The 12,039-nt window shown below is 72.5% G+C and carries 12 protein-coding genes; 4 read left to right on the top strand and 8 right to left on the bottom strand.

Annotated elements, in window-relative coordinates:
* Positions 1-107 precede the first annotated feature (107 nt).
* Positions 108-956 (top strand): oxygenase MpaB family protein, encoded by an 849-nt coding sequence (locus tag KILIM_RS02850; RefSeq protein WP_006591107.1) that lies wholly within the window; start codon positions 108-110, stop codon positions 954-956.
* A gap of 10 nt (positions 957-966) precedes the next feature.
* Here the strand turns inward: KILIM_RS02850 and KILIM_RS21980 are convergent, their stop codons facing one another.
* Genes KILIM_RS21980 through KILIM_RS23045 form a run of 5 tightly spaced genes read right to left on the bottom strand, consistent with a single transcriptional unit; the run spans position 967 to position 5,608 of the window.
* Complete coding sequence (locus KILIM_RS21980) at positions 967-1,791, bottom strand: urease accessory protein UreD (RefSeq protein WP_006591106.1); 825 nt, start codon at positions 1,789-1,791, stop codon at positions 967-969.
* The gene (ureG, locus tag KILIM_RS02840) at positions 1,769-2,524 is read right to left on the bottom strand and encodes an urease accessory protein UreG (protein WP_006591105.1); all 756 of its coding nucleotides are present in this window, start codon (positions 2,522-2,524) and stop codon (positions 1,769-1,771) included. Before ureG ends, KILIM_RS21980 begins: the two co-directional genes overlap by 23 nt.
* Positions 2,517-3,236 (bottom strand): urease accessory UreF family protein, encoded by a 720-nt coding sequence (locus KILIM_RS02835; RefSeq protein WP_051988609.1) that lies wholly within the window; start codon positions 3,234-3,236, stop codon positions 2,517-2,519. The genes ureG and KILIM_RS02835 overlap by 8 nt, the downstream gene beginning before the upstream one ends.
* Before the next feature lie 4 nt (positions 3,237-3,240).
* Entirely contained in the window at positions 3,241-4,938 is a 1,698-nt protein-coding gene (locus KILIM_RS02830) for an urease subunit alpha (RefSeq protein WP_006591103.1), read from the bottom strand.
* A 1-nt stretch (position 4,939) separates the two neighbouring features.
* Positions 4,940-5,608, bottom strand: coding sequence for an urease subunit gamma (locus tag KILIM_RS23045; protein WP_006591102.1), 669 nt, complete (start codon positions 5,606-5,608; stop codon positions 4,940-4,942).
* A gap of 165 nt (positions 5,609-5,773) precedes the next feature.
* On the opposite strand from KILIM_RS23045, the gene KILIM_RS02820 reads away from it, so the two are divergent.
* A complete protein-coding gene (locus KILIM_RS02820) occupies positions 5,774-7,978 on the top strand; it encodes an alpha/beta hydrolase family protein (protein WP_006591101.1) in 2,205 nt (734 codons plus the stop codon).
* A gap of 34 nt (positions 7,979-8,012) precedes the next feature.
* Here KILIM_RS02820 and ftsY read toward each other — a convergent pair whose 3' ends face one another.
* Positions 8,013-9,173 carry a signal recognition particle-docking protein FtsY gene (ftsY, locus tag KILIM_RS02815; RefSeq protein ID WP_006591100.1) on the bottom strand — a complete coding sequence of 387 codons (1,161 nt, stop codon included), beginning with the start codon at positions 9,171-9,173 and terminating at the stop codon, positions 8,013-8,015.
* 89 nt (positions 9,174-9,262) lie between these two features.
* Between ftsY and KILIM_RS02810 the strand changes: the two genes are divergently transcribed.
* The gene (locus KILIM_RS02810) at positions 9,263-9,943 is read left to right on the top strand and encodes an AzlC family ABC transporter permease (protein WP_006591099.1); all 681 of its coding nucleotides are present in this window, start codon (positions 9,263-9,265) and stop codon (positions 9,941-9,943) included.
* The gene (locus KILIM_RS02805; RefSeq protein ID WP_006591098.1) at positions 9,940-10,257 is read left to right on the top strand and encodes an AzlD domain-containing protein; all 318 of its coding nucleotides are present in this window, start codon (positions 9,940-9,942) and stop codon (positions 10,255-10,257) included. Before KILIM_RS02810 ends, KILIM_RS02805 begins: the two co-directional genes overlap by 4 nt.
* Before the next feature lie 28 nt (positions 10,258-10,285).
* On the opposite strand, the gene KILIM_RS02800 is transcribed toward KILIM_RS02805, so the two are convergent.
* Together KILIM_RS02800 and KILIM_RS02795 are read right to left on the bottom strand one after the other, a co-directional pair.
* Positions 10,286-10,909 (bottom strand): hypothetical protein, encoded by a 624-nt coding sequence (locus KILIM_RS02800; protein WP_006591097.1) that lies wholly within the window; start codon positions 10,907-10,909, stop codon positions 10,286-10,288.
* Positions 10,910-11,050: 141 nt separating this feature from the next.
* A partial coding sequence (locus KILIM_RS02795) for an AAA family ATPase (protein ID WP_006591096.1) occupies positions 11,051-12,039 on the bottom strand: 989 nt, incomplete at its 5' end.

Here is a 12,039-nt window from a genome sequence, read left to right as displayed (position 1 = left end):
CGTCCGCGCGCCAGGTTTCGCCGCCTGACTCCACGCGTTACGGGCACGTCAACGGGTCGGCCCGCGTTGTAAACGGTGTGTTTCGAAGGACGAGTGCTCTGGCACCCGTGCGGGTGCGGCTCGCCCACGCGCTGCGCTCGCGGGTGGCCGGCGACGACGCGGATGCCGAGGCGGCCAAGATCTGGGGGGCCAGCGGGCCGCGCTGGTTCACCCCCGACGACCCGGTGTGGCGGGTGCACGCCGACGCCTCGATGTTCGTCGGCGGCATCCGGGCGTTGCTGCTGCAGTCGTTGCATCCGCTGGCGATGGCCGGGGTGGCCGGGCACTCCGGGTACAAGTCCGATCCGTGGGGCCGGCTGCAGCGCACCAGTCGCTTCATCGCGACGACGACGTTTTCTACGGTCAGCAACGCAGAAGCGGCCATCGCCCACGTGCGGGCGGTGCACGAGCGGGTGCGCGGGCGCGCCCAGGACGGGCGCACCTACCGGGCCAGCGATCCACACCTGCTGGCCTGGGTGCACGCCGCCGAGGCCGACAGCTTTCTCTCCTGCTTCCAGGCCTACGGGCCCGGGCGACTCACCGCCGCCGAGTGCGACCGCTATGTGGAGCAGTCGGGGCGGAGCGCCGCGGCCCTGGGCGTGCTCGACCCGCCCACGACGCTCGCCGAACTGCGTGCGACCTTGGCGCAGTACCGCCCGGAGCTACAGGCCACCTGCGCGGCCCGCGAGGCGGCCGCGTTTCTGCTGCGTGAGCCGCCGCTGCCGTGGTCGGCGCGGCCGGGGTACGCGATGCTGGCCGCCGGAGCCGTCGCGGACCTGCCCGACTGGGCGCGCGCCGAACTCGGGTTGCGGGCTCGGCCCGCGCTCGGCCGACCGCTCGGCATCGCCTCTGCGGGCCTGGTCCGCTGGGCGCTGTCCGACCCGGCCGTCGCGCGGCAGCGGCGAGCCCGCCTCTGAGCGGCACCAGTCAGCAATTCAACCCGGACTCGTGGGCCTGGGCGCCGAGCCACCGGGTGAGGTGACCCTGCCCTCCGGGCACGAGCAGGGGGGTGCTCAGCGCGCCCGTGGCAGCGGCCGAGGGCGGCGCGACAGGATCCACGGCAGGGCCAAGCGTGACCCGCTGGTCGATGACGCGAACGCCTCGAAGGATGCCCGGTAGATCGCCGGGATTCGCTCGAGCCCCGGCCGAGGGGCCGAGGTCGTCCGGCTCGGCGGGTCGTTCCGCCAGGTCCAGGTCTTCGGCCAGCACGGGAGCCCCGCCGTAGCTGAGGCGGGTCCGCGACCGCAGGGCACCGCCGCGCTCGCCGTAGCGACCCAGCACGAGAGTGTCGCGCAGGGTCAGGCGGCCCCCGGCGGCGACGTCGGCGTGCAGCGCGCGGTCGACATCCGCGCCGTCGGAGACGACGAACGGCGCACCATCCCAGACCAGTTCGGCACCCGCGGCCACCCTCAGCCGCGCCCGCCACGAGGCCCGCTCGCCGCGACCGTCGTAGGCCACGGTCGCTGCCACCTCGGTGAGCCGCAGCCGCACCCCCGCCTCGACCTCCACCTCCAGCGCCAGGTCGTCGCCGGCCAGCAGCAGGGCACCCGCCGCAACCAGCACGACGTGTGCGCTGCAGGTGGTGTCCCCCGACGGGGGGTCGCCAGGCACGATGCGCGGCACGAGCAGCCCGGATCGGGTGTCCACCCAGGCCCGTCCGCCCGCTCCGCGCCGCACCCGCACCCGCGTCACCGACTCCTGCGAGGCCTCGGTGGCCGGCGGGCAGCGATCAGTGACTGTGGACGACACCATCGGCGTGCACGTGCGGGGCCATGGGGCCGGGGTCGACGGGCACGTGCCGCCCTGATCGGTAGTGCGCCAGGGAGTGCAGCACCCAGGCGCGCAGGTGGGCGATCGACGTCGCGTCGTCCCGGGAGAGCCCGATGACCGGGCGGCCGTCGCGCACGAGATGCCCCTCTCGGGCCATGAGCTGAGCATCCACCCCGACGTAAGGGGCCAGGTCGGTCTTGTTGACGACGAGCAGGTCGGCGCGGGCGATGCCGGGGCCGCCCTTACGCACGACGTCTCCCCCACCGGCCACGTCGAGCACGAAGATCTGGGCGTCGACCAGCGCGGGGCTGAAGGTCGCGGTGAGGTTGTCGCCGCCGGACTCGACGAGCACGAGGTCCAGCGGCTCGAAGTCGCGCTCGAGGTCCTCGACGGCCAGCAGGTTCATCGTCACGTCGTCGCGGATCGCCGTGTGCGGGCAGGCGCCCGTCTCCACGGCCCGGATGCGCTCGGGGTCGAGCACGCCCGCGGCGCGCAACATGCGGGCGTCCTCGTCGGTGTAGATGTCGTTGGTGATGACCCCCAGCGACAGCTGCGGCGACAGCTGGCGACACAGCAGGCCGATGAGCGAGGACTTGCCGGTGCCCACCGGGCCCGCGACCCCCAGCCGCATGGGGCGGATCGGTCTGCCGGCGCTGGTGGGGGCGTGCGTGGGCGGCTGCCCCTGCGGGTGCGCGTCGTATCGGTGCTCAAACACGGAAGAGTCTCCTGTCAGCGGCGGCGTGGCGCTGGTGCCACGCCTCGAGTTGCGGGGCGGCGCAGGCCGGGATGTCGTCTGGGTCGGTGAGACCGGCGACCTGAGCCACGAGGGTGGTGACGTCGGCGCGGGCCGCCAGCGACCAGTCGAGCGTCGTCAGCGGGTCCAGCGGCAGCAGCTTGAGGGCCGCGCAGGTCACGGTCTGGATGTCGTCGTAGGCGGCCAGCAGCGCAGTCGCCGCCGAGTCGAGGGCCAGGGCATGCGCCAGAGCACCGAGCACGACGGGCCGCCACGCCCGGCGCTCGCGCACCAGCGGTGCCACGCCCCGACCGACCTCCGGATGCACGTGCGCGAGCACCCGATACAGTCCGCGACCGGCGAGTTCACCGGCCGCGCGCAGCACCTCGCTGGGGGTGCGGGCCGCCCACGCCTGCGCCACCGCCGCCAACTCCGTCGAGGGCGCGAATGAGCCTGCCGCGGGTGGTGCCGCGGTCGCGCAGGCGTGCCGCGCCACGACGGCGGTGGCCGCGTCGACCCGCACCGTGGTCACCAGTCGGGCCCGCAGGAAGGCGGGCACCTGCTCGGCCGTCAGGCCGGCCAGCAGCGCCGGCTCCAGGCCCGCCGACATCGTGTGGCCGCCCGAGGGCAGCCGCGCGTCGGCCAGCAGCATGAGCGCGTACTGCACCGTCGGCGCCTCGACCAGGCCGCTCACCTCCTCAGAAGAGCGCATAGCGCTGGGCCAGCGGCAGCTGATCGACGGGAGCGGGAGTCACGAGTTCTCCCTCGACCTCGATCGCGAAGGTCTCGGGGTCGATGCGGATGTCGGGGGTGGCCCCGTTGTTGATCATGTCGGCCTTGCCGACCGCCCGGGTCGGGGCGACCGCGTGCAGGGGGCGCCGCAGGCCGAGCCGCTCCCCCAGCCCGTCGGCGACCGCCGCCGGTGAGGTGAACGTGAAGCCGGGCGCCGTGCCGGCGATGAGCGCGGGCCGCATGAGCACCGGCTGGGGTGTCGGGATGGAGGCGTTCGGGTCGCCGATGGCCGCCCACACGATCGACCCGCCTTTGAGCACGACATCCGGTCGGACGGCGAAGAACCGCGGGTCCCACAGCACGAGGTCGGCGAGCTTGCCGGGCTCGATCGAGCCGACGACCGAGTCGATGCCGTGCGCGATGGCCGGGTTGATCGTGTACTTCGCGATGTACCGCCGGGCCCGCTCGTTGTCGGCGGGCTCGCTGCCGGACAGGGCGCCGTAGCGGGCCTTCATGACGTGCGCGACCTGCCAGGTGCGGGTGACGACCTCGCCGATGCGGCCCATCGCCTGGGCGTCCGAACTCGTCATCGACAGGGCCCCGAGGTCGTGCAGCAGGTCTTCGGCGGCGATCGTCGTGGCGCGGATGCGGGACTCGGCGAACGCCAGATCCTGCGGCACCGCCGGGTTGAGGTGGTGGCAGACGATGAGCATGTCGAGGTGCTCGGCGACCGTGTTGACGGTGTGCGGCAGCGTCGGATTGGTCGACCCCGGAAGGACGTTGGGGTGGGCGGCGATCGACATGATGTCGGGCGCGTGCCCGCCGCCCGCGCCCTCGGTGTGAAAGGCGTGGATCGAGCGGCCACCGATGGCCCGCAACGTGGAGTCGACGTAGCCGCACTCGTTGAGGCTGTCGGAGTGCAGGGTCACCTGCAGGCCGTGCTCGTCGGCGGCGCGCAGGGCGGCGTCGATGGCGGCGGGTGTGGAGCCCCAGTCCTCGTGGCACTTGTAGGCGGCGGCTCCACCGAGGGCCTGTTCGGCCAGGCCCTGCGCGCTGACCGTGTTGCCCTTGCCCATGAGGAGCAGGTTGATGGGCTCGGCGTCGAGCCCTCGCAGCACCTGCTCCAGATGCCACGGGCCGGGCGTCACGGTCGTCGCCTTCGATCCTTCGCTGGGCCCGGTGCCGCCGCCGCCGAGGGTCGTCAGGCCGGTCGCCAGGGCCTCGTGCACCTGGCTGGTCGACAGAAAGTGCACGTGCATGTCGATGCCGCCGGCGGTCAGGATGCGGCCCTCACCGGCGATGACGTCGGTGCCCGGGCCGATGAGCAGGTCGGGGTGCACGCCGTCGGCGATGTCGGGGTTGCCGGCCCGCCCGAGCGCGACGATGCGCCCGTCGCGCAGGCCGACGTCGGCGCGGATGACGCCCCAGTGGTCGAGCACGATGACGTTGGTGATGACGGTGTCCAACGCCCCGTCGGCGCGGGTCGCGGTGCCTTGGGCCATCGACTCGCGGATCGACTTGCCGCCGCCGAAGACCGCCTCCTCGCCGCCGGCGGTGCGGTCCTGCGTGATCTGGATCCACAGGTCGGTGTCGCCCAGGCGCACCTGGTCGCCGACGCTGGGGCCGTAGAGGCCCGCGTAGCTGGCCCGGTCGATGCGCGCCACGTCAGTTGCCTTCCCGCAGTTGCAGTCCGGCGACGTGTCGGCGACCGCGTAGCGCGACGCAGTCGACGCTGGCCGAGACCCCTGGTTCGAAGCGCACGCTCGTGCCGGCGGGGATGTCCAGGCGGTAGCCGGCGGCGGCGTCGCGGTCGAACTCCAGGGCGCTGTTGGCGTCGGGTAGGTGCAGGTGCGAGCCGAGTTGGACGGGGCGATCGCCGGTGTTGAGGATCGTCAGCGTGCACCGCTGCGCGGGGCCGCGGTCGGCGTTGAGGTCGATGTGGCCCGCGACGGTGCGCACCTGCCCGGGGGTGAACTCGGGAGTGAACTCGTAGAGCTCGTCATCGTGCGGCGCCGGCTCGCCCGCCTCGGGCTCACCGATCGGGTGGTGGAGGGTGACGAGCTTGCGCCCGTCGGGAAAGGTCGCCTCGACCTGGATGTCGTGGATCATCTCCGCGACCCCCGGCAGCACCTGATCACGGGTCAGCACCCCCCGGCCGGCCGCCATGAGGTCGGCGACGCCGCGGCCCTCCCGTGCCCGCTCGATGACCCACGTGGACAGCAGCGCCACCGCCTCCGGGTGGTTCAACGCAACCCCCCGGGCCAGCCGGTCGCGCGCCACCATGCCGGCGACCGCCAGCAGCAGTTTCTCGGTGTCAGCCGGACTCAGATGCATGCGCCGACGGTAGAAAGGCCATGTTGCGACGACGTTTCGCGACGATTGCCAACAGGCAAGACGGTTCGGGTGCAGCCCCACTGCGCCACGGCGAGAAATCCGACAAACCAGACGCGATTCGCGAGTAACTGGCACACCGCGTGTGATTCTCGTAACTATGGGGCCATGACTGACGCCCTTCCCTACGGCGCCTGGCCGAGCCCGGTCGGGCTGGACCTCGTGGTGCAGGGCAGCGGCCCGCCGGCCAATCCGGTCGCGGACGACAAGTACGTGTACTGGCTGGCCACCACGCCGACATCAGGATCACGCGTCGTGCTCATGCGCCGCGATCCGGATGCGCGAGCGGTCGAGTTGACCGGCCCGCAGATCAGCGTGCGCTCCCGCGTGCACGAGTACGGCGGAGGCGAATTCGCGGCGCGGGGCGGCATCGTCGCGGTCGTCGACGATGTGTCGGGCTCCCTGCTGCGCGTCGCGGCCAATGGCGCCACGACCCCGTTGACCCCGGCGTGGCCGGGGCACGAGGTGCGCTACGGCGCCCCGATGATCGACCTCGTGCGGCAGGTGGTGTTCGCGGTGCGTGAAGACCACTGCGACCCGACCTGCGAGCCGGTCAACGAGATCGTGCGCATCCCCCTGGCCGGCGGACCGCACGAGGGCGACGTCATCGTCCCGGGCCGGCGGCGAGCGCTCGACGCGCGCGGCCGGAGCGACGGCGAGCCGCTCGAGGCTCCCGACTTCGTGCTCGATCCGGTCTTGGCACCCGGCGGTCGCCGGCTGGCGTGGGTGCAGTGGTCGCATCCGGCGATGCCGTGGACCAACACCCAGATCGTCGTCGCTGACCTCGATCGGCACGGCTCGGTGACCGGCACCCGGGTCGTGGCCGGTCGCGATCCGCGGCACGCTGCTACGGAAGCCGCTACGGAAGGGGAGGCAGCGGAGGGGCCGCCTCGCGTCGCCGCCACCGAGCCCGTGTGGGTCGACGGACACCGTCTGGCGTTTCTGCAAGACCCGACGGGCTACTGCCTGCCCTACCTCGTCGACCTCCAAGTCGACCTCCAGGAGACTCCCGACACCCTCGCCGGCCCGGCGCAGGCCGCAGCCGAGGGCGGATCGCGGGCCGCGGCCCGGCTGTTGGTCGACGCAGAGTTCGCGCACTCGGAGTTCGGGCTGCCCGCCTGGACGCTGCGGCAGCGCTGCCTGACCCGCGTCGACAACGGCGGCCTCGTCGGCGTGCGCACAGTCGATGGGGTGGCGCGGCTGTGTCTGCTGGCCCCCGACGCCCAGTCCCTCGGTCAGCCCGGCGTGGCGCGGGACCTGTCGTTGGACCTGACGGCGGCGAGCCGGCTCGCCCCGTGCCGCGGCGGCGTGTTGTGCGAGGCGGGCTTCGCCGATCGGCCGCGCAGCGTGACGATCGTGCCGGTGCACGGCCCCGCCCCCGGCTGGCGCGCCCACCTGTGCGAAAGCGGCACCGATTCGCTCGAGCCGACGGTCGTGGCGACCCGAGGGCCGCAGCTACCGCAGGGCTGCGCCCCGACGCCGGAGCCGGTGACCTGGGCCGGTCACGGCGCCGCACCGACCCACGGCTTTCTCTACCGGCCCACCAACCCGCGGGTCACCGGCCCGGCCGACGCACGGCCTCCGCTCATCGTGATCTCGCACGGCGGACCGACGGCGGCGGCCGCGCCCGTGGCCGCCGCGAGCACCGCGTACTTCACCTCCCGGGGGCTGGCGGTCCTCGACGTGAACTACGGGGGTTCGACGGGTTTCGGGCGCGCCTATCGGCAGCGGTTGGACGGCCAGTGGGGTGTCGTGGATGTCGAGGACTGCGTGCGCGGAGCCGTGCACCTGGCCGATTCGGGCGTCGTCGACGGCGACCGGATGGCGATCTGCGGCGGCTCGGCGGGCGGCTTCACGACGCTGTCCGCGCTGACTGCGCCCACGGCATCGTCGGTGTTCAGCGCTGGGATCAGCCTCTACGGCGTCGGTGACCTGACCGCGCTGGCGCACGACACGCACAAGTTCGAGTCGCGCTACCTCGACGGCCTGGTCGGCCCGTGGCCGCAGGCGCAGGAGGTGTACCGGCAGCGCTCCCCCATCGCCCACGCCGACCGCCTCGCCTGCCCGCTGCTGCTGCTGCAGGGCACGCAGGACAAAGTGGTGCCGCCCGAGCAGGCGCACGTCATGGCCGGTGCCGTCCGCGCCAAAGACCTACCGGTGGCGCTCGTGCTCTTCGAGGGCGAGGGCCACGGCTTCCGCGAACCCGCCAACGTGATCGCCTCCTGGCAGGCCCAGACGAGCTTTCTCGCCCAGGTGTGGGGCTACGAGCCCGCCGACGACATCCCCCGCCTTCCGATCGAGAACCTGCCCTGACGAACGGGGCTCCCGAAGGGGACGGGTGGTCGGGTCAGTCCAGCAGGGCGTCGACGAAGGTGGCGGGGTCGAAGGGGGCCAGGTCGTCGGGGCCCTCGCCGAGGCCGACGAGCTTGACGGGCACGCCGAGCTGACGCTGGACCCCGACGACGATGCCGCCCTTGGCGGTGCCGTCGAGCTTGGTCAGCACGATGCCGGTCACGTTGACGACCTGGGCGAAGACCTCGGCCTGCTTGAGGCCGTTCTGACCCGTCGTGGCGTCGAGCACGAGCAGCACCTCGTCGATCGGGCTGCGCTTCTCGATGACGCGCTTGATCTTGCCGAGCTCGTCCATGAGGTTCGCCTTGTTGTGCAGCCGCCCGGCCGTGTCGATGATGACGACGTCGGCGTCGGACTCCTGCCCGGCCTTGACCGCGTCGAACGCGACGGCCGCCGGGTCGGCGCCCTCCTTGTCGGAGCGGATCGTGTCGACCCCGACGCGGGCGCCCCACGTCTGCAGCTGGTCGGCGGCCGCGGCGCGGAACGTGTCGGCCGCGCCGAGCAGCACCTTGCGCTCCTCGGCCACCATGACGCGGGCCAGCTTGCCGACCGTCGTCGTCTTGCCCGTGCCGTTGACGCCCACGACGAGCAACACGGCGGGACGATCCTCCAGACGGCGAGAGCTGATCCGCCGATCCATGCTGGGGTCGATGAGCTCGATGAGGTCCTCACGCAGCCAGCCGCGCATCGTCTCTTCGTCGGTGGTGCCCTCGGCACTGACCCGCTGCTTGAGTTTGTCGACGAGCTGAGTGGCGGCCTCCACGCCCAGGTCGGAGGCGATGAGTGTGTCTTCGACGTCCTCCCACGCCTCCTCGTCGAGCTTGCCGCCGCCGAGCAGGGCCAGCAGGGAACGACCGAACGCGGTGTTCGAGCGGGCCAGGCGGGCCCGCAGCCGCTGCATCCGCCGACCGGCGCGTTCGGGTCGCTCCAGGGTCGGCGCGGGCGGGGTGCTGGGTTGCGCCGCCGCGTCGTGAGGCGGGGCTTCTGGCGCCGCGGTGTCGGCGGGACCCGGCCCGCGCACGTCGACATCGGGTGGCGGGGCCGGCGGGCGGCGTCGTCCCGGGCGCATGAGCCCGACGATCAGTCCGACGACGAGAACGCCGACGACGACGGCGATCCCCCAGACGCTGTAGAGGAAGTCCAACACCGAGTCCATCACCCCCTCAGTCTCGCAAATCCGCTGGTCTGACGCGGCGCTACGGCGTCGGTATCCGGCGGCCCTCTGCTCTGCCCTACCGTGGCCGGGTGAACCCCACCTTCCGCGACGGCTGGCGCCTGGGACTGCCCTATGCCTCGGTCGCCTTTCTCATGAGCGGCTCGTTCGGGGTCCTGTCCCTGCAGGCCGGGTTCTCGGTGCTGCAGACGATCGTGGCCTCGGCGATCATCTTCGCCGGTTCGGCGCAGTTCGCGGCGCTGGCGATCGTGACGGTCGGCGGCTCCATCCCCGCGGCGCTCGCCGCCGGCGCGATGATGAACTCCCGCTTTCTGGCGATGGGGATGGCGCTGGCGCCGTCGCTACCCGGCGGGCCGCTGCAGCGGGCCCTGCAGGGCCAGGCCGTGGTCGACTCCTCGTGGGTTCTCGGCGGGCGCGGCGACGGGACCTTCGATCGCTGGATCGTGTTCGGCTCCACCGCTCCCCAGTACGTGGCCTGGGTCGCGGGCACCGTGCTCGGGGCTGCCGTCGGCGGTGGACTCGGTGACCCCGACAGGTTCGGGCTCGACGCCATCTTCCCGACGTTCTTCCTCGGCCTGTTGCTCATCGAGCTCCGCAACCCGCGTCGCCTCGTCGCGGCCGGGCTCGCCGCGGCCCTCACACTGGCGCTCGTGCCGGTCACCCCGCCCGGGGTGCCGGTGCTGGCCGCGTCGCTGGCCGCACTCATCGGGCTGCGCACCCCGCGGGCCGACGCGGGGCCGGGGGGACGATGACCGACTCCGACCGCTGGCTGCTGATCGTGGGGTTGGCCGCGATCACGTTCGCTCTCAAGGCTGCCGGGCCGGTGGCCTTGGGCGGGCGCCCGCTGCCGGCGCCGGCCCTGCGCGTGATCGCCCTGCTGGCGGCACCGCTGATGTGCGCTCTGGTCGTGACCGCCTTGTTCAGCGACGGTCCGCGCTGGTCCGTGGGGGCGCACACGATCGGCGTCGCCGTGGCGGGCCTGCTCATGTGGCGGTGGCGGTTGCCGCTGTTGTGGGCCGCCCTCGTGGCCACCGCGCTGACGGCGTTGCTGCGCGCGATCACCTGAGCCGGCCGAAGAACTCGGACGAAACCGCCTACGAGCGGGAGAGGATGCGCGGGTTGACGATGACGGCGTCGATGGGCTCGGCCTCGATGACCTCAGGCATCTGGATGCGCTTCTTGACCATGACCACGATGTCGTTGGCCAGGTCGGCCTGGGCCTCGACCTGCGCGACGTAGCTGTACTCGTCGACCTTCTCGCGCAGGGAGCGCTCCGGCTCGGCACCGTTCGCTTGGCCGTTCAGGTGCCCATTCGCTTGACCGTTCGCGTGACCGTTGAGGCCGCGGTCGGCGGCGGCTCGATCGGCAGCGGCGGCTCGATCGGCAGCGCTGGCGGCTCCCGGCGCTGCGGTGGCGGGGCTGGCCTCGCCGGGCAGGTGGGCGCCGGGGGTGACAAAGCTCGGGGCGCTCCGGCGCCGCCGACGCGGCATGGCGTGCAGCAGCACGCCGACGAGGCGACGCCAGTTCAGGCCCTTGGCGAAGCGCTCCTCCGCGGTGGCCACCGGGCGCATCGCGCGGCGCAGGGCCGCGTCGGCTTTCTTGCGCGCCCACCACGTCCAGGGGCCGCGACCCTCGCGGGTGGCGGGGATGGTCACGATGACCATGACGATGGCGCCGATGAGGCCCAATCCGAGGGCGAAGCCGAGCATGACGAGCACGTATTCTCAATCGGCAGCGGCCCCGCCCGGACGTAGCCGGCAAGCCCGAGAATTAGGGTCACAAATCGGTAACGACAGCGCCGAGTCGGCCTGTCGTCACACTGAATTCACAGGTCCGCAGTTTTGGACACCGGTCCGGATTCAGGCGGGCTGCGCCTCGCGGATCCGCTGGCTGACGACGGTGGTGACCCCGTCGCCGCGCATCGTCACGCCGTAGAGCGCGTCGGCGACCTCCATCGTGCGTTTCTGGTGGGTGATGACGATGAGCTGGCTGGAGTCACGCAACTCCTCGAAAAGGGTGATGAGGCGCCCCAGATTCGTGTCGTCGAGCGCCGCCTCCACCTCGTCCATGATGTAGAACGGGCTCGGCCGCGCCTTGAAGATCGCGACGAGCAGGGCCACCGCGGTCAGCGACCGCTCACCACCGGAGAGCAGCGAAAGCCGCTTGATCTTCTTGCCCGGAGGTCGAGCCTCCACCTCGATGCCGGTCGTCAACATGTCGCTCGGATCGGTGAGCGTCAGCCGCCCCTCGCCGCCGGGGAACAGCCGCGCGAAGACCCCCTCGAACTGCACCGCGGTGTCGGCATAGGCCTGCGCAAACGCCTGCTGCACCCGCTCGTCGACCTCAGCGACGATCTGCAGCAGGTCGCGCTTGCTCGCTCGCAGGTCCTCCAACTGGTTGACCAGGAAGCTGTGCCGCTCTTCGAGGGCCGCGAACTCCTCCAGGGCCAGCGGGTTGATCTTGCCGAGCTGGTTGAGCTTGCGTTCGGCCCGCTTGCGCCGTTTCTCCTGCTCCTCGCGCACGAACGGCACCGGGTCGCCCGGTTCGGGCACGTCGGGGTCCGGCACGGGCGGAATGAGCAGGTGCGGCCCGTACTCGTCGACGAGGTCGTCGGGGCTGATGCCGAGCTCGTCGACGGCGCGCTGCTGAAGTTGCTCGATGCGCAGCCGCTGCTCCGCCCGCGCCAGCTCGTCTCGGTGCACGGTGTCGGTGAGCCGGCCCAGCTCGGTAGCCAGCTCGTCGACCTGCGCGCGGGCCGTAGCCAGCAGGGCCGCCTGCTCGACCCGCTCGGCCTCGACCTGCGCGCGGCGGCCGGTGGCGAGCGTGGTGGCGGCGTCGACCTTCGCGG

Origin of the sequence: Kineosphaera limosa NBRC 100340, assembly GCF_000298215.1 — a bacterium.
Classification (GTDB): domain Bacteria; phylum Actinomycetota; class Actinomycetes; order Actinomycetales; family Dermatophilaceae; genus Kineosphaera; species Kineosphaera limosa.
Note: the sequence above shows the minus strand (reverse complement) of the source record. Positions and strands in the feature narration are given on the sequence as shown.

Bases quoted from the DNA above. Each gene is read 5' to 3' on its own strand.
- KILIM_RS23045 (WP_006591102.1), bottom strand. From the start codon at position 5,608: ATGCATCTGAGTCCGGCTGACACCGAGAAACTGCTGCTGGCGGTCGCC.
- KILIM_RS02820 (WP_006591101.1), top strand. From the start codon at position 5,774: ATGACTGACGCCCTTCCCTACGGCGCCTGGCCGAGCCCGGTCGGGCTG.
- ftsY (WP_006591100.1), bottom strand. From the start codon at position 9,173: ATGGACTCGGTGTTGGACTTCCTCTACAGCGTCTGGGGGATCGCCGTC.
- KILIM_RS02805 (WP_006591098.1), top strand. From the start codon at position 9,940: ATGACCGACTCCGACCGCTGGCTGCTGATCGTGGGGTTGGCCGCGATC.
- KILIM_RS21980 (WP_006591106.1), bottom strand. From the start codon at position 1,791: ATGGTGTCGTCCACAGTCACTGATCGCTGCCCGCCGGCCACCGAGGCC.